19 protein-coding genes are annotated in these 23,067 nt (G+C 74.0%); 7 read left to right on the forward strand and 12 right to left on the reverse strand.

The genetic code is table 11. The annotated features are described in order from the left end of the window. Positions 1–4: 4 nt before the first annotated feature. The 7 genes from AB0K07_RS23465 to AB0K07_RS23495 form a co-directional block, all read right to left on the reverse strand. Positions 5–1,606 (reverse strand): carboxyl transferase domain-containing protein, encoded by a 1,602-nt coding sequence (locus tag AB0K07_RS23465; RefSeq protein WP_363757548.1) that lies wholly within the window; start codon positions 1,604–1,606, stop codon positions 5–7. Positions 1,607–1,720: 114 nt separating this feature from the next. Beyond that, the gene (locus AB0K07_RS23470; RefSeq protein WP_363757549.1) at positions 1,721–2,917 is read right to left on the reverse strand and encodes an acyl-CoA dehydrogenase family protein; all 1,197 of its coding nucleotides are present in this window, start codon (positions 2,915–2,917) and stop codon (positions 1,721–1,723) included. Next, positions 2,914–4,593, reverse strand: coding sequence for an acyclic terpene utilization AtuA family protein (locus tag AB0K07_RS23475; RefSeq protein WP_363757550.1), 1,680 nt, complete (start codon positions 4,591–4,593; stop codon positions 2,914–2,916). Before AB0K07_RS23475 ends, AB0K07_RS23470 begins: the two co-directional genes overlap by 4 nt. Further along, the gene (locus tag AB0K07_RS23480) at positions 4,590–5,390 is read right to left on the reverse strand and encodes a TIGR03084 family metal-binding protein (protein ID WP_363757551.1); all 801 of its coding nucleotides are present in this window, start codon (positions 5,388–5,390) and stop codon (positions 4,590–4,592) included. The genes AB0K07_RS23475 and AB0K07_RS23480 overlap by 4 nt, the downstream gene beginning before the upstream one ends. Positions 5,391–5,429: 39 nt before the next feature. After that, entirely contained in the window at positions 5,430–6,035 is a 606-nt protein-coding gene (locus AB0K07_RS23485; protein ID WP_363757552.1) for a TetR/AcrR family transcriptional regulator, read from the reverse strand. A gap of 549 nt (positions 6,036–6,584) precedes the next feature. Further along, entirely contained in the window at positions 6,585–7,328 is a 744-nt protein-coding gene (locus AB0K07_RS23490; RefSeq protein WP_363757553.1) for a metallophosphoesterase family protein, read from the reverse strand. 134 nt (positions 7,329–7,462) lie between these two features. Then, positions 7,463–8,140 (reverse strand): Crp/Fnr family transcriptional regulator, encoded by a 678-nt coding sequence (locus AB0K07_RS23495; RefSeq protein ID WP_007466162.1) that lies wholly within the window; start codon positions 8,138–8,140, stop codon positions 7,463–7,465. A gap of 143 nt (positions 8,141–8,283) precedes the next feature. Between AB0K07_RS23495 and AB0K07_RS23500 the strand changes: the two genes are divergently transcribed. From AB0K07_RS23500 to AB0K07_RS23525, 6 genes are all read left to right on the forward strand, one after another. Then, positions 8,284–8,946: an adenosylcobinamide amidohydrolase gene (locus tag AB0K07_RS23500; protein ID WP_363757554.1), complete on the forward strand. Its 663-nt coding sequence runs from the start codon at positions 8,284–8,286 to the stop codon at positions 8,944–8,946. 56 nt (positions 8,947–9,002) lie between these two features. Beyond that, positions 9,003–10,181 (forward strand): CapA family protein, encoded by a 1,179-nt coding sequence (locus tag AB0K07_RS23505; protein WP_363757555.1) that lies wholly within the window; start codon positions 9,003–9,005, stop codon positions 10,179–10,181. Between the two features lie 40 nt (positions 10,182–10,221). Further along, positions 10,222–11,010, forward strand: coding sequence for an endonuclease III (gene nth / locus AB0K07_RS23510; protein ID WP_363757556.1), 789 nt, complete (start codon positions 10,222–10,224; stop codon positions 11,008–11,010). Further along, entirely contained in the window at positions 11,007–11,618 is a 612-nt protein-coding gene (locus AB0K07_RS23515) for a TlpA disulfide reductase family protein (RefSeq protein WP_363757557.1), read from the forward strand. The genes nth and AB0K07_RS23515 overlap by 4 nt, the downstream gene beginning before the upstream one ends. Next, the gene (locus AB0K07_RS23520; RefSeq protein WP_363757558.1) at positions 11,615–12,307 is read left to right on the forward strand and encodes a CoA pyrophosphatase; all 693 of its coding nucleotides are present in this window, start codon (positions 11,615–11,617) and stop codon (positions 12,305–12,307) included. The genes AB0K07_RS23515 and AB0K07_RS23520 overlap by 4 nt, the downstream gene beginning before the upstream one ends. Positions 12,308–12,371: 64 nt before the next feature. Further along, positions 12,372–13,550 carry a MarP family serine protease gene (locus AB0K07_RS23525; protein WP_363757559.1) on the forward strand — a complete coding sequence of 393 codons (1,179 nt, stop codon included), beginning with the start codon at positions 12,372–12,374 and terminating at the stop codon, positions 13,548–13,550. Positions 13,551–13,562: 12 nt separating this feature from the next. Here AB0K07_RS23525 and AB0K07_RS23530 read toward each other — a convergent pair whose 3' ends face one another. From AB0K07_RS23530 to eccCa, 4 genes are all read right to left on the reverse strand, one after another. Next, positions 13,563–14,270 carry a phosphatase PAP2 family protein gene (locus tag AB0K07_RS23530; RefSeq protein ID WP_363757560.1) on the reverse strand — a complete coding sequence of 236 codons (708 nt, stop codon included), beginning with the start codon at positions 14,268–14,270 and terminating at the stop codon, positions 13,563–13,565. Between the two features lie 37 nt (positions 14,271–14,307). Next, complete coding sequence (locus tag AB0K07_RS23535) at positions 14,308–15,093, reverse strand: phosphatase PAP2 family protein (RefSeq protein WP_363757561.1); 786 nt, start codon at positions 15,091–15,093, stop codon at positions 14,308–14,310. Between the two features lie 52 nt (positions 15,094–15,145). Next, complete coding sequence (mycP, locus tag AB0K07_RS23540; protein ID WP_363757562.1) at positions 15,146–16,486, reverse strand: type VII secretion-associated serine protease mycosin; 1,341 nt, start codon at positions 16,484–16,486, stop codon at positions 15,146–15,148. Between the two features lie 74 nt (positions 16,487–16,560). Next, positions 16,561–20,532 (reverse strand): type VII secretion protein EccCa, encoded by a 3,972-nt coding sequence (gene eccCa / locus AB0K07_RS23545; RefSeq protein WP_363757563.1) that lies wholly within the window; start codon positions 20,530–20,532, stop codon positions 16,561–16,563. 101 nt (positions 20,533–20,633) lie between these two features. Between eccCa and eccD the strand changes: the two genes are divergently transcribed. Next, a complete protein-coding gene (eccD, locus tag AB0K07_RS23550; protein ID WP_363757564.1) occupies positions 20,634–22,037 on the forward strand; it encodes a type VII secretion integral membrane protein EccD in 1,404 nt (467 codons plus the stop codon). 31 nt (positions 22,038–22,068) lie between these two features. Here eccD and AB0K07_RS23555 read toward each other — a convergent pair whose 3' ends face one another. Further along, complete coding sequence (locus AB0K07_RS23555; RefSeq protein ID WP_328421261.1) at positions 22,069–22,575, reverse strand: inorganic diphosphatase; 507 nt, start codon at positions 22,573–22,575, stop codon at positions 22,069–22,071. Positions 22,576–23,067: the final 492 nt, after the last annotated feature.

Here is a 23,067-nt window from a genome sequence, read left to right on the forward strand (position 1 = left end):
GCCCCTACATCCGGAAGACGCCGAAGCCGTCGGCGCCCTCCACCGGTCCGTTGTGGATCGCCGAGAGGCAGAGCCCGAGGACGGTCCGGGTGTCCCGGGGGTCGATCACCCCGTCGTCGTAGAGCCGACCGGAGAGGAACAGCGCCCCGGACTGCGACTCGATCTGCTGCTCGACCATCATCCGCATCGCCGCGTCGGACTCCTCGTCGTAGTCGCGCCCGCGCGCGGCGGCGGCCTGCCGGGCCACGATCGAGAGGACGCCGGCGAGCTGCGCCGGGCCCATCACCGCCGACTTGGCGTTCGGCCAGGTGAACAGGAACCTCGGCTCGTACGCCCGGCCGCACATGCCGTAGTTGCCGGCTCCGTAGGAGGCGCCCAGGTTGACCGTCAGGTGCGGCACCTTCGAGTTGGACACCGCGTTGATCATCAGCGCGCCGTGCTTGATGATGCCGCGCTGCTCGTACTCGGTGCCGACCATGTAGCCGGTGGTGTTTTGGAGGAAGATCAGCGGCGTGTCGGCGGCGTTGGCGAGCTGGATGAACTGGGCCGCCTTCTGTGCCTCCTCGCTGAACAGCACCCCCCGCGCGTTGGCCAGCACGCCCACCGGGTACCCGTGCAGCTCACCCCAACCGGTGACGAGCGCGCCGCCGTACGCCGGCTTGAACTCGTCGAAGTCGCTGCCGTCCAGGATCCGGGCCAGCACCTCGCGCGGGTCGAACGGCACCTTGAGGTCGGCGCTGGCGATGCCGAGCAGCTCCTCCGGGTCGTACTTCGGTGGCTGCGGGACGGCGGTGCGCGGCGGCGGGCCCTGCTTGCGCCAGTTCAACCGGCGGACGCACTGCCGGGCCAGCCGGATGCCGTCACGCTCGTCCTCGGCCAGGTGGTCGGCCAGCCCGGACGTGCCGGCGTGCATCGCCGCGCCACCCAGCGACTCGTCGTCGGTGACCTCCCCGGTGGCCATCTTCACCAGCGGCGGCCCGGCCAGGTAGACCTGCGACCGGTCCCGAATCATGATCACGTGATCGGACATCCCCGGCACGTACGCGCCACCGGCCGTGGCGTTGCCGAAGACCACGCTGACCGTGGGGATGCCCGCCGCGGAGAGCCGGGTCAGGTCGCGGAAGACACGGCCGCCCGGAATGAAGATCTCGGCCTGGGTGGGCAGGTCGGCCCCGGCCGACTCGACCAGATTGACCATCGGCAGCCGGTTGGCCAGCGCGATCTCCCCGGCCCGCCGGGTCTTCGCCAGCGACCACGGGTTGACCGCGCCGCCGCGGACCGTCGGGTCGTTGGCGACGATCAGGCACTCCACGCCCTCGACCACGCCGATGCCGGTGACGACGCTGGCCCCGACCGGGAAGTCCGTGCCGTAGGCGGCGACCGGGGACAGCTCCAGGAACGGGCTGTCGGCGTCCACCAGGAGCTCGATCCGCTCCCGGGGGAGCAGCTTGCCGCGGGCGTGGTGCCGGGCCACGTACTTCTCGCCGCCGCCGGCCCGCGCCTGGTCCAGTGCGGCGTCCAGCTCGGCGAGCCGGTCCAGCAACGCCGCCCGGTTCGCCGTGTACCCGGGCGCGGCCGGGTCGATCGCGCTGTCCAGGGTGCTCACCGTGCCTCCTCCGCTCGCGACTGCGGGGCTCGCAAATTCGGCTCACTCCTCGCGCTCACAGTGCCTCCTCCGCTCGCGACTGCGGGGCTCGCAGGCCCGGCTCACTCCTCGCGCTCACAGACCCATGCCCTTCGCGATGATCTCGTTCATGATCTCGGTGGTGCCGCCGCCGATGCCGAGGATCCGCGCGTCCCGGTAGTGCCGCTCCACCTCGGCGTCGCGCAGGTAGCCGAAGCCGCCGTGCAGCTGCAACGCCTGGTCGACGACGTGGTCGCAGGCGGCCACCGCGACGTTCTTGGCCATCGCCACCTCGGTCACCACCGGCTCGCCGGCCGCCACCCGGACGGCCACCGCGTGCACGTACGACCGGGCCGCCTCGGCCCGGGTGTGCATCTCGGCCAGCCGGTGCCGGACCAGTTGACGGCTGGCCAGCGGGCGGCCGAAGGTCTCCCGGTCCCGGCACCAGCGCACCGCCAGCTCGACGCAGCGCTGCGCCGTGGCGTACGCCTGGGTGGCCAGCGAGAGCCGCTCCGCGGCGAAGTGCTGCATGATCGCCAGGAAGCCGGTGTTCTCCGCGCCGATCCGGTTGCCGACCGGCACCCGTACGTCGACGAAGGAGAGTTCGGCGGTGTCCGAGCAGTGCCAGCCCAGCTTCTCCAGCCGCCGCCCCACGGTGAACCCGGTGCTGCCCTTGTCGATGACCAGCAGGCTGAGCTGGCCGCTGCCCGGAAAGTCGGTGCAGACCGCGGTGGTCACGAAGTCGGCCCGGTGCCCACTGGTGATGTAGGTCTTCGACCCGTTCACCACGTAGTGGTCACCGTCCCGGCGGGCGGTGGTGCGGATGCCGGCCACGTCCGAACCGCCGTCCGGCTCGGTGATCGCCAGCGCGCCGATCATCGTGCCGGCCAGGGTGGGCCGGACGTACCGCTCGATCAGGTCGTCGTCACCGGCCGTCGACGCGGCGCCGAGCCGGCCACCCAGCGACCCCCCGGTACGGGCGCCGGACGCCGCGACCATGTGCGGCAGTGCGATGCCGTGCGTGAACAGGGCCGCGACCAGGCCGGACGAGCCGCCGGAGCGGATCAGCTCCTCGGTCACGAGGATCGAGTCGAGCAGGTCGCCGCCGCTGCCGCCGACCGACTCGGGAAAGCCGATGCCGAGCAGGCCGAGTTTCGCGGCGGTGGCGTGCAGTCCCCGGGGCACCTCGCCGGCCCGCTCCCACTCGTCCAGGTGCGGCAGGACCTCCCGGGTCACGAAGGCCCGGGTCAGCTCGCGCAGCTGTCGCCGCTCCGGGGTGTCCACGATGCTCACGCCGCCACCCCCGACGGCACGTCGGACGGCAGGTCGACGATCCGGGCGCGCAGCAGCTCGCCGAGCGCCTTGGCCTGCGGGTCGAACCGGGTGGACGCGGCCACGCCGGCCCCGAGCAGGCCCTCGATCACGAAGTTGACCGCTCGCAGGTTCGGCAGCTCGTACCGCTGCACGGTCAGCGGCGCGGTCTCCGGCAGCAGCTCAACCAGCCGTTCGACGGTCAACCATCCGCGCAGCCAGGCGTACCCGGCGTCGGAGCGCGCCCAGACACCGAGGTTGGCGTCCCCGCCCTTGTCCCCGGAACGCGCGCCGATCAGTTCGCCGAGCGCCCCCCGCCGGGTCCGAGGCGAGGACGTGACCCCTGTTGTCGGATTCTGTTGTGCGACCGGCTCCTGCGAACCGGTGGTCGGCGGCGGGGCGATCGGCACCCGCTCGCCGGAGGGCAGCACCGCCACGTGCGCCACCGCGTCCTGCGGCACCGTGTCCGCGGTGAAGACGCCGTACGGGGTGGCGTCGCCGGGCAGGGTGGTCAGGGTGCAGCCCGGGTACGAGGCGAGCGCCAACTCCACGGCGGCGGCCGAGAAGGCCCGACCGGCCCGCCCCCGGTCGCCGTCGCGCAGGTGGGCGTGGAGCAGGGCGCTGGCCGCCTCGGTGTCGGTGGCGTCCGGATGGTCGGTCCGGGCCAGCACGAACTCCAGCCCGTCCTTGCCCACCGCCTCCTCGACCTGCCCCCGGACCAGGGCCGCCTTCGCCTCGATGTCCAGCCCGCAGAGCACGAACGTCATCGAGTTGCGGAAGCCACCGAGGTTGTTGACGCCCACCTTCAGGGTGGGCGGCGGCGGTGTGCCCCGGACGCCGGAGACCCGGACCCGGTCCGGCCCGTCCGGGCGCAGCGTCACGGTGTCCAGCCGGGTCACCACGTCCGGCCCCAGGTACGCCGGCCCGCCGACCTCGTACAGCAGTTGTGCGGTGACCGTCTCCACCGTGACCGCACCGCCGGTGCCGGGATGCTTGGTGAGCACCGTGGAGCCGTCCGGGTGCACCTCGGCGATCGGGAAGCCGGGCCGGTGCCCGCCGTCGGGCAGCTCGGTGAAGAAGCTGAAGTTGCCGCCGGTGACCTGCGCGCCGCACTCGACGAGGTGCCCCGCGACGGTCGCACCGGCGAGCTGGTCCAGGTCGTCGCGGCCCCACCCGTACCGGGCGATCGCCGGGCCGACCACCAGCGACGCGTCGGTGACCCGCCCGGTGACCACCACGTCCGCCCCGCCGTCGAGGCAGGCGGCGATCCCGAACGCGCCCAGGTAGGCGTTCGCCGTGAGCGCGTCGGGCCGTTGGATCGCGTCGCCCTCGACGTACCCGACCTTCACCGGCAGCTCCAGCCGGCCGGCGAGCCGCTCGATGGCGGCGGCCAGGCCGGCCGGGTTGAGCCCGCCGGCGTTGGTCACGATCCGCACCCCCCGGTCGAGGGCGGTGCCGAGGCAGGTCTCCAGTTGGCGCAGGAACGTCTTCGCGTAGCCGAGGTCGGGGTCGCGCAGCCGGTCCCGTCCGAGGATCAGCATGGTCAGCTCGGCCAGGTAGTCGCCGGTGAGCACGTCCAGCTCGCCGCCGTCGAGCATCTCCCGCCAGGCGGTGAACCGGTCACCGTAGAAGCCGGAGGCGTTGCCGATCCGGATCACGCCAGCACCTCGCTCCCCGCGGCCCGGGGGCCCCGGCCGGCGCCCGGCGGGCCGGCGAAGGCCTGCGCCACGTCGAGCCACTCGTCGGCGACCGGCCCGGTGGCCAGCAGAGCGAGATCCGCGCGGTGCCGGCGCTGGGTGACCAGCAGGCAGAAGTCCCGGGCCGGGCCGGTCAGCCGGTCGGCAGCGTCCGCCGGACCCCAGCTCCAGGTGTCGCCGTCGGGCCCGGTCAACTCGACCCGGACCGGCGCCGTCGGTGCGGGCCGGCCGTGCGCGGCGAAGCCGTGCCCGAGGGTACGGACGCCGAGGTGCGCCACGTGTCGCAGCCGGTCGGTGGCGGTACGGGCGACGCCGAGCGTGTCGGCCACGTCCTCGCCGTGCGCCCAGGTCTCCATGATCCGGGCGGTGACCATCGAGGTGGCCGACATCCGGGTGCCGTACCAGGGCAGCTTCTCTCCGACCGGGACGGCGGCCAGCGCGTCGGCGAGCGCCGTCCGGCCGGCGCGCCACCGGGCCAGCAGCTCCGCCGGCGGGGCGAGGAACTGCTCGGCGCCGTGATCGACCAGGCGGGCCGGGTCGGGCGCGGCGCTCACCGTCGCGAAGAAGGCCGCCGCGTCCGTGGCGGCCAGCAGTGCCACGTGGTCGGTCCAGGCGAGGTGGGCGATCTGGTGCCCGATGCTCCACCCCGGCGCGGGGGTCGACCGCGACCAGTCGGCCGCCGGCAGCGGCGCCACCAGGGCGTCCAGCTGGGCGGACTCGTCGGCCAGGTCCGTGAGCAGGTCGGTGAGGTCGACCATGGTGTGCCTCCGGTCGGTGTGGGCCGGTGCGGCCGGCGGTCAGGGCGTGAGCAGAGTGGCGAGCTGGCGCTTCCAGGTGGTCAACAGGGCGGTACGCCGGGCCGAGTCGTCGTTGAGCAGGTTCGCCACGCCCAGCCCACGAAGCAGGTCGAGGGTGGCCTGCACCGCCTCGCGGACACCGGGGCGGCGCTCGTCGACGCCGAGCAGGGTGACGGTGAGCCGGTGCATCTCCCGACCGACCGTCGCCTCCAGCGGCACCAGGGCGTCCCGGAGCTCCCGATCCGTCCGGGCGGCGACCCAGAGCTCAAGCGCGGCCACGAACAGTGGCCCGGTGAACGCCACGGCGAGCAGGTCGACGACCCGGTCCAACCGCTGCGGGCCAGCCGGCAGCGCCTCGGCTTCGGTGCGCAACTCGTCGGCCCGGCGCTCGGCCAGATGCGCCACGGCGGCCGTCACCAGCGCCGCCTTCGTCGGGTAGTGGTGTAGCTGCGCCCCCCGTGAGACACCGGCCCGCGCCGCGACGACGGTGGTCGTGGTGCCGGACCAGCCGTGCTCGATCAGGCAGTCGATGGTCGCCTCCAGCAGTCGGGCCTGGGTGGCGCGGCTGCGTTCCTGCTGAGGGACACGCGTCGATGGAGCTGACATGGAGCACAGCCTGCCGCCCCAGAAACAAACAGTCAAGACTGACTTTTTCTAGGGGCCTGGGCCTGGGGCCGTCAGTGGCGGCGGCCCGGACCGGGACGGGGTTTACCGGCGCTGTGCCCAGCAGTTCCTGTAGAGCTGCCCCGTCGGTGGGGCAGGCCAGGTCCGGCCTGTCCGGCCGACGCACGTGGCAACTCCCGGGCGCCTGACCGAGATGACCGGGCCGAGGTAACGGGACCGGCGTGGCTGGACGCCAACCCGAGGTCAGCCCTCCTTGGTGGCCTGGCTGAGATCCGTCCTTTGAGTCCTCAGGACAGGGGCGAGGATCGTCCGCTCTTCATCCGTCATCACGGGTCAGCCCAGATCGCGTAGCTCGGTACGGGACGGAAGGCGGGGTGGCCGGACCGGGATCGCCCCAGATCTGGGGCAGCTCTACAGGCAGCAAGCATGGACCCTTCCCTGCGCCCGACCCGCGCGCTCCGACCCCGATCCGCAGCCCTCGTTGGGCTCGAACTGTGCCCAATGGCGGGCACGCGGTCGATGCTTGCCGGCTCAGCGGCCGTCGCGGGGGCCGAAGACGGTCAGCGCGTCGGCGTCGCTGTGCCGGGAGCGCAGGTACTCGTCGGCCCAGGCGGTGGCATCGGGGAAGGTCGACCCGGCGGCCACCCGGGCGCAGGCCGCGTCCACGTCGAACGCGGTGCGACGCAGCTGCACCCCCGGCCCGAGCAGCGCCCACCACGCGCCCGTCCCGCCGTACGGCATGCCGATGCTGCCCGGGTTGACCACCAGGCGGCGGTCGACCAGGCGGGTGAAGGGCATGTGGGTGTGACCGCAGACCACCGTCGCGACCTCGGGCGGGAGGCCGGCGAACACCTCCGACCAGCGTTCCATCCGGGAGTCGACGAGCACCATCTCCTCGTCGTCGCGGGGGGTCGCGTGGCAGAACAGCGTCGGGCCGAGGCCATCGATCTCCAGGGTGACCGTCGGCGGCAGCACGGCGAGTCGGGCCACCTGGTCCTCGCGCAACTGCCCGGCGGCCCAGTTCGACACCTCGATCGAGGCGGGTCGACCGGCGCGGGCCTCGACCAGCTCGCGGTCGGCGTTGCCCCCGACCCAGCAGACCCGGTCGCCGAGGCTGGCGAGCAGGTCGAGCACCTCGACCGGTTGCGGGCCGGCGGCGATGTCGCCGGTGAGCACGATCAGGTCGGCGGCGGCGACATCCGGCTCGGCCAGCACCGCCTCCAGCGCGGGCAGTACCCCGTGGATGTCGGACAGGACGGCGACTCGGTTCAGCATCGCTCCACCCTCGCCTCGGACCGGCACCCCGTCCAGCGATTCTGCGCCGGGCAGAGGCGGGGCGGTGAGCGCCAGCCCGCAACGAGACGTCCCCGCCCACCGTCGACGACGGCGGGCGGGGACGGACGTGCTGCTCAGACGCGGGCGCGGCGGGCCAGGCGCTCCGGGTCCAGGATGATGATGCTCTTGCCGTCCAGCCGCAGCCAGCCGCGCGAGGCGAAGTCGGCCAGCGCCTTGTTGACCGTCTCCCGGGAGGCGCCGACGAGCTGGGCGATCTCCTCCTGGGTGAGGTCGTGGGTCACCCGCAGCACGCCGCCGTCGCGGGTGCCGAACCGGCCGGCCATCTGGAGCAGGTTCTTGGCGACCCGGCCCGGCACGTCCGTGAAGATCAGGTCGGCGAGCGAGTCGTTGGTCCGGCGCAGCCGCCGGGCGAGCACCCGGAGCAACTGCTCGGCGATCTCCGGGCGGTTGTTCAGCCACGGCCGCAGCGCCTGCTTGCGCAGCCGCACCAGCCGGGTGTCGGTCACCGCGGTGGCGGTCGCCGTACGCGGACCCGGGTCGAAGAGCGACAGCTCACCGACCATGTCCGACGGGCCCATCACCGCGATCAGGTTCTGCCGGCCGTCCGCCGCGCGGCGGCCGACCTTGATCTTTCCGGACAGCAGGATATAGAGACTGTCACCGGGCTCGCCCTCATTGAAGACGATCTCGCCCTTGCGGACCTCGATCGTCTCCATCTCCTTGGCGAGCGCCTCGGCAGCCTCCGGGTCTACACCCTGGAAGATCCCGCTGCGGGCCAGTACCTCGTCCATCGCGCACCTCCGGTTGCGCGTGCCGTCCGTCGGCCGGGTCCGCCGTCCGCTGATCCCCTCGCGCGCCGCCAAGTCTAGGCGCACGTGAGCATGAATCAGAGGTCGCCCCTGGAATCTTGATCGGTGGGCGTAACCTGCCCGACGTGCTGAGCGACCCGACTCTGACCAGCCGCACCGAGGACGGGCGGGACATCCCCCTGCTCGTCTGGCGCGCGGACGGGCCGCTACGGGCCGTCAGCAGCGGCCCGCTGGGTGGCGGAATGGGCGTCCGGCGCTGGGTGCTGAACGCGACTGTGCCCATGTCGTACGACCGGGACGACCCCGCCGCCCATTTGGCCGCGCTCGCCACCGACCTGGCCCTCGACGGGCCCGGGGTGGGCCTGCTGACCGGCGTCGATGTGGCCGAGGTGGTGGCCCGGACCGACACCGGGGTCCGGGCCTGGGCGACGGTCGGGCTCGGCATCCCGGTGCCGGCCGCCGCGCCGGCCCCGGCCGCGCTCACCCAACGGGTCGGCACGGTCAACATCGTGGTGTACGTGCCGGCCCGGCTCGCCGACTCGGCCCTGGTCAACGCGGTGGCCACCGCTACCGAGGCGAAGACCCAGGCGATCACGGAGCTGGGATTGCCGGGTACCGGCACCCCTACCGACTCGGTCACCGTGCTCTGCCCGGTGGACGGGCCGGAGGCCGCGTACGGCGGGCCACGCTCCGCCTGGGGCGCTCCGCTGGCCCGGGCGGTGCACGCCGCGGTGGTCGCCGGCGGCGACCGGCCGGTCGTGCCCTGGTCGGACCAGCTCACCGGCTGAACTTCCGACCGATCGGCCCTCGTCGGCGCGTTTGACGACCGGTAGGGTCGCGAACGATGTACGCTCCCGAGCCCCTCACACCCCGCCCGCGCCGCCGCGTCGCCCTCGGCCTCGCCGCGCTGCTGGCCGCCCTGCTCGTCGCCGGCTGTGCCGACTCGGGAGAGGCCCCGGTCTGGCAGCCGGGCGCCGGCGGTGGTGGCACCGGCGCGCCGGTGTCGACGGCCGGCCCGAAGGGCAGCGGCAGCCCCTCGGCGTCCGGCGCGGGCGGCGCGATCTCGCTCTCCGCCACCGGCGACATCATCATGGGCAACGCGCCGAGCCGGCTGCCCGCCGCCGGTGGGAAGGGCTTCTTCACCTCGGTCGCCGAGGCTCTCAAGGCCGACCTGGTGATGGGCAACCTGGAGGAGCCGCTGACGGTGGACACCGGCACCGGCAAGTGCGGGCCCAACTCCACCCGCTGCTTCCAGTTCCGGGCCCCACCGGAGTACGCCGCGCACCTGCGCGACGCCGGCTTCGACGTGCTCAACCAGGCCAACAACCACGGCTACGACTACGGGCCGAAGGGCTACGAGAACACCCAGAAGGCGCTGGAGAAGTACGACCTCAAGCACACCGGGGCGCCGAACCAGATCACCGTGGTCGACGTCAAGGGCGTCAAGGTCGCCGTGGCAGGTTTCTCGTCGTACGTCTGGTCCAACAGCCTGGTCGACATCGCCAAGGCGAAGACGGTGGTCGCCAAGGCGGCCACCATGGCCGACCTGGTCGTGGTGCAGGTGCACATGGGCGGCGAGGGGGCGGACCAGACCCGGGTGAAGCCGGGCACCGAGATGTTCCTGGGTGAGAACCGGGGGGACCCGGTGAAGTTCTCGCACGCCATGATCGACGCCGGTGCCGACCTGATCGTCGGGCACGGGCCGCACGTGCTGCGCGGGATGGAGTTCTACCAGGGCCGACTGATCGCGTACAGCCTGGGCAACTTCGCCGGTGGCGCCAACTCGCTGATCAATACCGGGCGGCTGGGCTGGGGCGGTGTGCTGAAGGTGTCGCTCAAGCCCGACGGCAGTTGGGCCGGTGGCTCCTTCACCTCGACGTACATGAACTCCGTCGGCAAGCCGACGATGGACCCGGACGACCGTGGCCTGGGCCTGGTCACCGAGTTGAGCCGCACCGACTTCCCGAAGGGCGGGGCCCGGTTCGACGGGCAGGGCAAGATCTCCGCCCCGGCCGGCGGTTGACCCGACGGGAACGTCCGGGGCGCGACGTAGGCTGACCGTCGTGACCAGTAGCCCTCCCGGTGCCAGCGAGACCGACCTCGGGCGCAAACGTCGTGCCCGCAAGATCGGCCGGGTGCTGGCCGAGACGCACCCCGACGCGCACTGTGAGCTGGATCATTCCACCCCGCTGGAGCTGGCCGTCGCCACCATCCTCTCCGCGCAGTGCACGGACAAGAAGGTCAACGAGGTCACCCCGAAGCTCTTCGCCCGCTACCCGACCGCCGCGGCGTACGCCAGCGCGGACCGGGGCGAGATGGAGGAGCTGATCCGGCCCACCGGCTTCTACCGCAACAAGACCGACTCACTGCTCAAGCTCGGTCAGGCCCTGCTCGACCGGTACGACGGCCAGGTCCCCGGCCGGCTCGTCGACCTGGTGACGCTGCCCGGGATCGGCCGCAAGACCGCCAACGTCATCCTGGGCAACGCCTTCGACGTCCCCGGCATCACCGTCGACACGCACTTCCAGCGGCTGGTCCACCGGTGGCGGCTGACCACCGAGACCGACCCGGTCAAGATCGAGCATGCGATCGGCGCGCTGTACGACAAGCGCGACTGGACGATGCTGTCGCACCGGATCATCTTCCACGGGCGGCGGGTCTGCCACGCCCGCAAGCCGGCCTGCGGCGCGTGCACGCTGGCGAAGCTCTGCCCCTCGTACGGCACCGGGCCGACCGAGCCGGCCGCCGCCGCCAAGCTGCTCAAGGGGCCCCGGGCGCGCGACCTCGCGGCTGCCGCCGGGGTCGACCCTGAGCTCGTGCCCGCCCAGGCGGTCGCCGCGGAGGTGCCGTGAACCGTCGCCTCGCCCTGCTGGTCCTGCCGCTGCTACTGGCCGTCGCCGCGTGCACCACGGCCACCGGCGACGCCCCGGCACCTCGGCCGGCGGCGGCCGAACGCCCATCGCCGTTCCGGGACTGCGCCGCGCTGAGCACGGCACCCACGGCCAGCGCGGCCACGGCCGCTCCCACCACCGGCGGGGAAGCCCTGCCGGAGCTGACCCTGGCCTGCTTCACCGGCGGTGCGCCCGTCGCGCTGCGGGACGTGGCCGGGCCAGCCGTGATCAACGTGTGGGCGTCCTGGTGCCCGCCCTGCCGCAAGGAGCTGCCCGCCTTCCAGCGGCTCAGCGAGCGGGCCGCCGGGCGACTCCAGGTGGTCGGGGTGAACAGCCGGGACAGCCGCAACGGCGCCCAGTCCATCGGCGAGGACTTCGGCGTCCGGTTCCCGATCCTGGTCGACCAGGGCGAGGCCCTGCAACGGGCGCTGAACCGCAACGCCATCCCACTGACCCTCTTCGTCGACGCCCAGGGCCGGATCCGGCACGTCGACGCCACCGGGGCGCTCGACGACGCCCGGCTCGCCGAGCTGGTCCGCCAGCACCTCGATCTGGCGGTGCCGGCGTGACCCGTCGACCGCCGGCCTGGATCGAGCCGTTGCTGACCCGGCTGGGCACCGCCCGCGCGGAGGACTTCACCCGGCTGACCACCCCGGCCGAGGGTGGCCGGGAGAGCGCCGTGCTGGTGCTGCTCGGTGAGCAGCCCGGCGCCGGCCCCGACGTGCTCGTCCTGCAACGCGCCGCGACCCTGCGCAACCACGCCGGCCAGCCGGCCTTCCCCGGCGGCGCGGCCGACCCGGAGGACGCCGACGTCCGCGCCACCGCGCTGCGCGAGGCGAACGAGGAGGTCGGTCTGGACCCGGCGAGCGTGACCGTGCTGGCCGAGCTGCCGAAGCTGTGGATCCCGGTCAGCGACTTCGTGGTCACCCCGGTGCTGGCCTGGTGGCACGACCCGCACCCGGTGCACCCGCGGGAGCCCGCCGAGGTGGCGCACGTCGCCCGGCTGCCGGTCAGTGAGCTGGTCGACCCGGCCAACCGGCTGCGGGTCCGCCACCCCAGCGGCTGGGTCGGGCCGGCGTTCTCGGCGCGCGGCATGCTGGTCTGGGGCTTCACCGCCGGGGTGCTGGCCACCTTGCTGGAGATGGGCGGCTGGGCCCGCCCGTGGCCACGGGGCCGGGTGGTCGAGCTGCCCCCGACGGGGTCGACGCCCGCGCCCTCGGCCGGCACCGACGAGGTCGACGAGACCGCCCTGCGCTGACCGCGCGGTCACCTTCCGCAAGCGATGGTCATCCGCCAGGCGCCCTGCCCGTACGCTGGACCCCGTGTCGGTCGTGGATCTCGTCCTGCTGCTGCTCATGCTCGTGTTCGCGATCAGCGGTTACCGCCAGGGCTTCGTCATCGGAATCCTGTCGCTCTCCGGCTTCTTCCTGGGTCTGCTGCTGGGCCTCCAGGTCGGGCCACTGTTCGCCCGGCAGTTCGTGGACCCCGGCGTCCGGGTGCTGATCTCGCTGGTCGCGGTGTTCGGGCTGGCCGTGGTCGGGCAGGCGCTCGCCGGCTGGCTCGGCTCGCACCTGCGCAAGACGATCACCAGTGACGTCGGCAAGCAGGTCGACGACGTCGGCGGGGCTTTCGTCTCGCTGTTCGCCGTGCTCCTGCTCGCCTGGCTGGTCGCCGTGCCGCTCGGCTCGTCCTCGGTGCCCTGGCTCGCCGCCTCGGTGCGCAACAGCGCACTGATCACCGTGGTGAACCAGGTCCTGCCGGAGCAGGCCCATGAGCTCTCCACCGCACTGCGGGACACCGTCGACACCGACGGTTTCCCGGACGTCTTCGGTGACCTCGCACCGACCCGGGCCCGGCAGGTCGAGCCGCCCGACCCGGCGCTCGCCGGCTCCCAGGTGGTGGTCAACGGCCAGCGGTCGGTGGTCAAGGTGCTCGGCTCCGCGCCCGGCTGCTCGCGCCGGATCGAGGGTTCCGGCTTCGTGTACGCCGACGACCGGGTGATGACCAACGCGCACGTGGTGGCCGGCACCCGCTCGGTGGCGGTCGAGCTGGGCGGCGACCGGTACGACGGGGAGGTGGTGGTCTACGACCCGGACCGGGACCTGGCCGTGCTGCTCGTACCCGGACTGCCCGGCCCGTCGCTGCGGTTCGCGGCCGGCAACGCGGGCAGCGGTACGGACGCCATCGTGCTGGGCTTCCCGCTCGACGGCCCGTACAACGCGCAGTCGGCGCGGGTGCGCGACGTCGACCGGATCACCGGCCCGGACATCTACGCGTCCGGGGACGTCACCCGCGAGATCTACACGATCCGGGCGCTGGTCCGCAGCGGCAACTCCGGTGGTCCGCTGGTCTCCGCCAACGGCCTGGTGCTCGGCGTCATCTTCGCGGCGGCGGCCGACGACCCGAACACCGGCTTCGCGGTGACCGCCGCGGAGGCGCGCCCGGTGGCGCTGGCCGGCGCGGAGCGCAACCGGCGCGTCGGCACGGGCGAGTGCACCTGAGCGGCGCCCCGGTCAAGTCCGGGCTGGCGCGGCGGGCCTGCGATCGCCGGGCAGCTTCGCCCGTCCCCACCGCACCCCTCGGTCGAGCACGCTGCGCGCCATGATCGCCACGCAGGTGCCGCCGTTGAGGAAGGACGCCACCACGTCGCTCGGGTGGTGCATCCCCCGGTACATCCGGGTCAGCGCCACGCCCAACGGCACCACCAGCAGCAGCGTCCACCAGGCCACCTTCGCCCCCGTACTCCGGGTTCGTAGCGCCAGCAGGACCGCGATGCCGACGTAGAGCGCCATCGCCGCCGAGGTGTGCCCGGACGGGAAGCTGGAGGTGGGCGGCGAGACGTCCATGTGCTCCACCGCCGGCCGCCGCCGGTCGATCGCGAGCGTGGTCAGCAGGAACACCAGCGCCTGGGCGGTCACCGCAGCGCACAGGAACAGAGGCTCCCGCCAGCGCTTCAGCCAGAGCCGGAGCCCCAGCGCCACCAGCACGGTGACCACGACGATCATCTGGGTGCTGGCCAGCGTGCTGAACACCAGCGACACGTCGTTCCACGCCGGGGTGCGATCAGCGGCGAGCTCACGGTTCACCGCGTCCTCAACGGTGAACGGCCAGGTCCGGGCGAACACCCGGGTGACCAGCACCCCGAGCAGCACCATGACGCCGAGCAGCAGGGACATCGGCAGCAGCACCCGCCGGACGATCTGGACCACGGTGTCGGACATGAGCCCGCCAGTACCCTGTCGTGGTCGTCGGCACGCCTCAGGCCGCTCCTGGGTCCCGCTTCACCTCCGGTGCGACGCCGTCCCGGGTCGCCCGGACGGGCCGCCTGCCGGTGTGTGCCCGCCAACTGGTGAAGGCGGCCGTGGTGGCCGCGACCACCGCCGCACCGAGGAGCCAACCGCCGAACACGTCGCTGGCGAAGTGCACGCCGAGTGCCACCCGGCTCAGGCCGGTCACCACGGCGACCAGCACCGCGGCCACCCAGAGCGCGACCCGCCACGCCCCGCGCCCCGCGTACGGCAGGAGGACCAGCAGCAGCACCCCGGCCGCGAGGGTGGCGTTCAGCGCGTGCCCGGAGGGGAAGGAGTAGCCGGCGGCGCGGGCGACCGGGTCGAGCAGGTCCGGCCGGTCCCGGCCGACGAGCAGCTTGAGCAGCGGGCCGATCAACCCGCCCACCACCATCGTGGTGGTCACCCACAGGGCCAGCCGGCGGGCTCCCCGGCGCAGCAGCCAGATCACGAGGAGCAGGGCGACGGCCCGCAGCGGCATCGGCGCGAACACCTCGGTCCAGATCCGCATCAGCGTCACCCAGGCCGGATGGTCGAGCGCGTAGCCGTGCAGCGCGTCGGTGATCGTCGCGTCCAGCCGGTGCAGCGGCGCCCACACGCCGAGCACCAGCAGCGCGAGCAGCGCGAACGGCACCAGGAGGAACGCCGCCGTCGCGGCCAGCGTCAGCCGCAGGCCCAGCGAATGGTCCGGGTCCAGCCGGCGGCGCCGCCAGGACGGGTGGTCAGGGTTCAGGGTGCGCGGGCCGGGCGTGCTCATGGGGACGGTTCTACCCCACCTTTGGTGCGCTCAGCCCTGTGACCGGTAGGGATTAGCGGGCCCGCTGACGGAACCGCCGCACCACCAACGCCGCGCCGGTGATCAGGGCGACGAAGAGCGCGACCCCGGTCCACAACTGCTCCGGCGTCGAATCGGCCTGCGCGCCGGCCGCCCGCGCCGTCCACCGGGTCTGCTGCCGGGGCGCGGCGAGACCGAGCGGGTCGCTGCCGGCACCGGTCACCGGGTCGTCGTCGGCGGAACCGGGGGCCGGGCCGAAGCCGACCACGCCCGGCGACGTCAGGTCGTCCAACGGGTTGGCGGTCACCGGCGGCACCTGTGCGGTCAGCGCGGCCACCGGGTCCACCACCCCGTACCCGAAGCGGTCGTCGCGCCCGGTCGGGCCGAGGTCACGGGCCGTGGCCAGCAGCCGGTTGACCACCTCGCCCGCGGGCATCCCGGGGTACCGGGACCGGACCAGCGCGGCGGTGGCGGTCACCAGCGGCGCGGCGAAGCTGGTGCCCTGCACCCGCCAGTACCCGCCGGGGGGACGGGCGCCGACCAGGCCCGTGGCGGGGGCGCTGAGCACCGTCGCCCGGCCGGTGATCGAACCGGACCACAGGTTGTCGCTGCTGCGTTCCAGGCCGGCGACCGCGATCACGCCCGGCTCGCGGGCCGGGTACCAGACCTTGGAGTTGCTGGAGGTGGCCAGGTTGCCGGTGCAGGCGACCACCACCACGTCGCGGGCGAACGCGTAGTCCAGCGCCGCGGCCAGGGCGGGGCTGTCACCGCTGCCACCCAGCGACAGGTTGATCACGCGGGCGCCGTTGTCGACCGCCCAGCGCACACCCTTGGCGACGATCAGTGCGTCGTCGTAGCGGTTCTCGTCATCGAGCACCCGCACCGGCAGGATCCGGGCGTCCGGCGCCAGGCCGACCACGCCCCGCTTGTCGTCCTTGCGGCCGGCGATCAGGCCGGCGACGGTGGTGCCGTGCCCCACCGGATCCGGGCCGGCGCCCCCGTCCGGGCCGACCAGGTCGAGACCGGGTAGCACCTGACCGGCCAGGTCGGGATGGCTGGCGTCCACACCGGAGTCCACCACCGCGACGGTCACGCCCTGCCCGGTCGAGGTGCGCCAGGCCGTCTCGGCGCGCAACTCGTCGAGCTGCCACTGCTCGTCGCGGACCTGGTCGGTGCGGCTCACGCTGTCACCGGGGGCGAACGCCAGCGGTGCGCCGGCGAGCTGTCCGCCGGTGGCGGGCACGGCGACCGGCGCGGCGGCCGCGGCCGGGGCCACGACGGCGAGCACCGCGGCCACACCGAGCAGCACCCGGCCGGTTGCCCGTCGGGCCGCTGCCGGACCGCTGTGCCGAACCCCAGTCACATCCTCTGCCATTCATCCCGACGGAACCATGACGATCGGAGATTACCGGTTTCCCCACCTGTCACGGGAGGAACCGGGGAGACAGGTCACGGTGGCGGCAGCTGAGCGAGCTGGACGAGGCGTACGCCCTCCCGCCGGGTGACCAGCCGACCACGGCCCGGTGGCAGCGGCCCGGGCCGGACCGGCCCCACCAGTGCGCCCTCCTCCGGGCTGCCCGCCATCACCAGACCGGCCGTGGACAGCTCCCGCAGACGCTGCACGATCGGCTCGTACTGCGCCCGACCCGCGCCGCCGGAGCGGCGGGCGAGCACCAGGTGCAGCCCGACGTCGCGGGCGTGCGGCAGGTGCTCCTCCAGGGCCCGCAACGGGTTCGCCGGCCCGGCCGCCACCAGGTCGTAGTCGTCCACCAGCACGAACAGCTCCGGCCCGGACCACCACGACCGGTCGCGCAGCTGCTGCGGGGTGACCTCCGGCCCGGGGGCCCGCCGCTCCAGGTAGCCGGCGGCCGACTCGACCAGGTCGGCGGTGTGCGCCGCGGCGGTGCCGTAGCCGATCAGGTGCGGCGTCTCGATGGCGCCGAGCAGGCTGCGCCGGTAGTCGACCAGGATCACCCGGGCCTGCTCCGGGGTGAACCGGGTGATGATCGAGGTGGCCAGCGCGCGCAGGAACGACGACTTGCCGCACTCCGCGTCCCCGAAGACCACGAAGTGCGGCTCGGTGGCGAAGTCCAGCAGCACCGGACGCAGGTCCGCCTCCGCGATGCCGATCGGCAGCCGCAACCCGGTCGTCGCGGCGAGATCCAGCTCGGCGTACGGCAGCACCGGCGGCAGCAGCCGCACCCGGGGCGCCGGAGGACCCGCCCAACTGCCGGCGACCCGCTTGACCAGGTCGGCGGTGTCCCCGCTCGCGGCGGCGAGGTGGGGCAGCGCGGTGAGGAAGTGCAGGCTCTCGGCGGTCACCCCCCGGCCGGACCGCTCCGGCACGTTCGCGGCCGCCCGCCGGGCCACCAGCGAGTCGGCCGGGTCGCCGAGGCGCAACTCCAGCCGGGAGCCGAACAGGTCCCGGATCGCCGGCCGGAAGTCCAGCCAGCGCAGCGCCGTGGCCACCACGTGCAGCCCGTACGACAGGCCCCGGGTGGCCAGCTCGGTGACCAGTGGCTCCAGGTCGTCGTACTCGCCACGCACCGTGCTCCAGCCGTCGATCACCAGGAACACGTCGCCGAACGGGTCGGCGCCCGGCTGGCTGGCCGTCCCCATCGCGGTCCGGCGTTGCCGGTACGCGGCCATCGACTCCACACCCAGCTCCGCGAAGCGACGTTCGCGTTCGGCCAGCAGGGTGGTCATCTCGCCGACGGTGCGCCGTACCGCGGTCGGGTCGGCGCGGCCGGTCACCCCGCCCACGTGCGGCAGGTCGCGCAGCGCCGCCAGCCCGCCACCGCCGAAGTCGAGGCAGTAGACCTGCACCTCGGCCGGAGTGTGGGTGAGCGCCAGCGCGCAGATCAGCGTGCGCAGCGCGGTGGACTTGCCGCTCTGCGGCGCGCCGACCACCGCGACGTGCCCGGCCGCGCCGTCCAGCGTCAGCCAGAGCAGGTCCCTGCGCTGCTCCAACGGCCTGTCCACCACGGCCACCGGCACCCCGAGCGCGCCGTGCAGCTCCGGATTGCCCACGGTGAGCCCGCGCGCCGGGTCCACCTCGACCGGGCCGAGCAGGTCGTCCAGGGCCGGCGGCTCGCCGAGCGGCGGAAGCCAGACCTGGTGCGCGGGCGGGCCCTGCCCGACGAGCCGGTCGACCAGCAGGTCGAGCAGGGTCTCCCGGCCGCTCTCCTCCTCGGCCACGACGGGCACGGCCGGGCTGACCGGCTCGGGCACCGGCACGACGTGGGTGGTGAAGGTGAGCAGGCGGGCGCCGCCACCGGCGGTGGCACCGGCCGACGCGGCCCGGCGGCGGACCGCGCCGGAGACGTACGCGGCCCGGAACCGGGCCAGCGGGTCCGTGCCGGCGCGCAGGTAGCCGTGGCCCGGCGAGCGGGGCAGCTCGTGCGCGTCCGGCACCCCGAGCACGGTCCGGGACTCCAGGGCGGAGAAGGTCCGCAGCCCGATCCGGTACGACAGGTGGGTGTCCAGCCCCCGTAGCCGCCCCTCCTCCAGGCGCTGGCTGGCGAGCAGCAGGTGCACGCCGAGTGACCGACCCAGCCGGCCGATCTGCACGAACAGGTCGATGAAGTCGGGTTTGGCGGAGAGCAGCTCGGAGAACTCGTCGCAGATCAGCAGCAGGGACGGCAGCGGGGCCAGCGGGCTGCCGGCCGCCCGGGCCCGCTCGTAGTCGCGCACGCTGGCGAAGTTGCCGGCCCGCCGCAGCAGCTCCTGGCGGCGGACCAGCTCACCGTTGATCGCGTCCACCATCCGGTCGACCAGGGGCAGCGCGTCGGCCAGGTTGGTGATCACGGCGGCGGTGTGCGGCAGCCGGTCGAACGAGGCGAAGGTGGCGCCGCCCTTGAAGTCGACCAGCACGAAGTTGAGCTGCTCCGAGCTGTGTGTGGCGGCCAACCCCAGCACCAGCGTGCGCAGCAGCTCGGACTTGCCGGAGCCGGTCGCTCCGATGAGGAGGCCGTGCGGGCCCATCCCGTCCTGAACGGACTCCTTGAGGTCCAGCTCGATGGCGCCGCCGTCGGCACCCACCCCGATCGGCACCCGCAACCGGTCCCGGGCCGAGCGCGGCGCCCAGCCCTGCTCGGCCGTGAAGTTCTCCGGGTCACCGATGCCGAGCAGCTCGGGCAGGCCCAGCTCGGCCTGGAGCGGGGCGTCCGGGCCGCGCGCCGCGCCGGCCAGCCGCAACGGCGCCAGCCGACGGGCGACCGCCTCGGCGTCGGCGGGGTCGAGCTGGTCGGCGGTGCCCACCTCGGCATGCCCGTCGAGCGACCAGGAGTGCAGCCTCCGCCCGCGCAGCTCCAGCAGCAGCGCGTACCGGTCGAGCAGGCGTGGGGGTGGGGTGTCCAGATCCAGGACGGTGACCGCGTCGATGCCGCCGTCCCCGGTCAGGTCGGTGGCACCGGTGAGGTCGCCGCCGTCGAGGACCACCACCACGTGCGGCCCGTCGGTGGCCGGGCCGGCCGGGCTGAACCGGGACCGGCTGACCAGCACGTCACCGAGCAGCCGTTCCAACTCGGCGGCGGAGCTGGTGACCAGCCGGACCGGGCCGAGCGCGTCGGTGCGGCCGGGATGGTGGGCGTGCGGTAGCCACTTCACCCACTCCCACGCGGCCCGGCGTTCCGGCCCGGCGCAGACCGCGACCAGCAGCTCGTCGGGGGCGTGGAAGACGGCCAGCTGGGTGAGCACGGCCCGGGTCAGCGCCTGTGCCGCCGGGTCACCGGTGGGCGGCCCGCCGGTGACCCGGCCGCCGCCGGTGCGTACGTACACCCGGGCGAAACTGCGCAGCGACAACGCCACCGGCAGGTCCGGCACCACGGAGTACGCGTCCAGGAAGCGGCGCAACGCGCCCGCGGTCATCGGCTCCAGCTCCTCTAGCGGCCGGGTGACCGGTGGGACGAGCGGGGTGGCCAGGGTCTGCGGCCCGACGGCGACCCGGACCACCGCGAAGTCCGGGTCGGCGGGGCGCCGCTCCCAGACCCGGTGGCTGTCCACCGTCGACCACAGTCGGCCCGGGTCCGGGTGCCGGTAGTAGAGCCCGGCCCGCTGCTGTCCGGCGGTCTGCCGGACCCGGCGACGCAGCGTGGCCAGGTGCCGCAGGTACTCCCGGCGTGCCGCCATCATCTCGGACTTCTTCGGAGTGCCGGAGGCGCTGCCCCAGGAGGTCACCAGCATCGCCAACGAGGAGAGCCCGAACATCCCGCCCACCACGTACGAGTAGGCGCCGCCGCCCCGGCCGAACATCATCGCCATCGCCACCGTGCCGCCGAGCATGGGCAGCAGCATGAGCATCTGCTGCCACCGTCCACCGGTCACCGCGGGGATCTCCGGCGGCGCCTCGACCGGCAGTTCGCCGGCCGGGATCTCCGGCGCCGGCCGGCGGGGCGGGCGCTTGATGACGACGGTGGACACTCGGCCTCCTGACTGCGCTGGGTAACCCGAGCCTGGCTCATGGTAGGTAAAGTCCTGTCGTCCGCGCAGCCTCCGACCCCCCTCGATATGGAGATCAGTCGATGACAACCGGGCTGGCCCGCGTCACCATCAGCGCTCCGCAACGGCGGGTGGACGTCGCCCTGCCGGAGCAGGTGCCCCTGGCTGAGCTGCTGCCCGACGTGCTCCGGCACGCCGGCGAGGGGCTGGCCGACGACGGCGAACGGCACGGCGGCTGGGTGCTGCGCCGCACCGACGGCGCGCTGCTGGCGACCGCTCAGGCGCTGCTGCCGCAGGGGGTCCGCGACGGTGAGGTGCTGCACCTGGTGCCGGCCCGCGCCCACTGGCCCGAACTGGAGTACGACGACGTGGTGGAGGCGATCGCCGACGGCGCCCGTCGACGCGGCGGCGCCTCGACGCCCACCGCCACCCGTACCGCCGCCCTGGCCGGGGCCGCCGTGCCGCTCGCCGTCGGGCTGCTCGCCCTGCTCACCGGCGGCCCGACACACCGGGGCGGCTGGCCGGCGGCGGCCGTGGTGGCGCTGCTGCTCACGCTGGCCGGCACGGTCGCCTCGCGGGCCAACGGCGACGGCGCCGCCGGGGCGACGCTCGGCGGCTACGCCCTGCCGTACGCGTTCCTGGCCGGCGCCCTCGCGGTCGGCTCGGGCGACCCGGTCGGCCTGCTGGGGCCGGCCCGGTGGGTCGGCGCCCCCGAACTGCTGGCCGGTTCGGTGGCCCTGCTGCTCGTCGCGCTGCTCGGCCTGCTCGGGGTGGCCAGCCGGCTGCGGGTCTTCGTGGCCGGCGTCACGGTGGGGCTGGTCGGCGCCGGGGCGGCGCTCGGCGGGCTGCTGCTGACCCCGGCCGGCACGGCGGCGGTACTGCTCAGCACGTTGGTCTTCGCCGTCGGGGCGATCCCGCTGCTGGCCATCCGGTTGGGCAAGCTGCCGTTGCCGCCGATCACCCTGCCGGCCGCCACCTCCGCCGCCGAGCCGGAGCGGGCCCGGGACCTGCCCGACCGGGGGCGGGTGCACGCGGCGGTGACCCGCACCGAGGAGATGCTCACCGGGATGCTGCTCGGGCACGCCCTGCTGGCCGTGGCCGCGGCGACGGTGCTCGGGATGGTCGGCGGGACGGCCGGCCGGGTGCTGGTTGCGGTGACCTCGGCCGTGCTGCTGTTGCGGTCACGGCTGTTCGTGGCGCTGCGGCACCGGGTGCCGACGGTGCTCGCCGGTCTGGCCGGCTACGCGGTGCTGGGCGCGGTGCTGGTCGACCGGGCCGACGAGGCCGGGCGGCTGGCGCTGGTCCTCGGTGGGGCGGCGCTGGCCCTGGTGGCCGTCACGGCCGGCACCGGGTACGCCCGCCGGCCGGTCTCGCCGTACCTGGGTCGGATCGCGGACCTGACCGACACGGCGCTGGTGGTCGCCGTCGTGCCGGTCGCCTGCGCGGTGCTCGACCTGTACGACCGGGCCCGGGGGCTGCTCGGTTGAGCGGCCCCCGGGCCCGGTACGTCAGCGTTCGTCAGTGTGCGGCTTCGCCGCGTGCCTCGGCGTCCCGGGCCCGCTGGTAGGAGGCGTGGATCTCGGCCTCGGCCTCGGTGCGGCCGACCCAGGTCGCGCCCTCCACCGACTTGCCGGGCTCCAGGTCCTTGTACACCTCGAAGAAGTGCTGGATCTCCAGCCGGTCGAACTCGCCGAGGTGGTGGATGTCGCGCAGGTGCTCCTGGCGGGGGTCCTCGTAGGGCACGCAGAGGACCTTGTCGTCGCCGCCCTTCTCGTCGGTCATCCGGAACATGCCGATGGTGCGGCAGCGGATCAGGCAGCCCGGGAAGGTCGGCTCGGGGACCAGCACCAGCGCGTCCAGCGGGTCGCCGTCCTCGCCGAGGGTGCCCTCAATGAACCCGTAGTCCGCCGGGTACTGGGTGGACGTGAAGAGGGTGCGGTCCAGCCGGATCCGGCCGGTCGCGTGGTCCACCTCGTACTTGTTCCGGTGACCCTTGGGGATCTCAACCGTCACGTCGAAATCCATCTGCACGCTCCCTCGTCTGCCCACGCTGGCTAACGGAAACCACTGGCGGCCCCTCGGACAGGCGAATGCCCACCCGCCGACTCCGACCACCGCATAGTCTTCGGACCGAAGTAGTGTCACCCAAGCCGATTTTCGCTGGGGGAGGAGGGGGTCGTGGGGAGGGAAGATTCACACTACCGCCCGGACGGGGGCGCCGCGCGCGGTACCGGACCATCCGGCTCCGGTGGTGCCAGCGGTCGGGTCCCGGTGCCCGACGCCCACCTCCCTCGGGCGGTGGAGCCGTCGCCTCCGGCGCCGGAGGCGGTCTCCGAGCGTCCCCCGCCGCCGCCCTGGCGCCCGTCCGGAGGGCCGACGTCTCCGGGCCCGAACACCGGTCTCTTCCCGACCCTCGACGGCAACCGGGGCGCTCCGCCGCGCGGGAGCGCTGCGATCCCGACCAGCCCGGCCGCGGGCGGCCCGCCGTCGGGTGGCGAGTCGACTATCCCGATCCCG

This window comes from Micromonospora sp. NPDC049301 (assembly GCF_040678715.1).
Taxonomy (GTDB): Bacteria; Actinomycetota; Actinomycetes; order Mycobacteriales; family Micromonosporaceae; genus Micromonospora.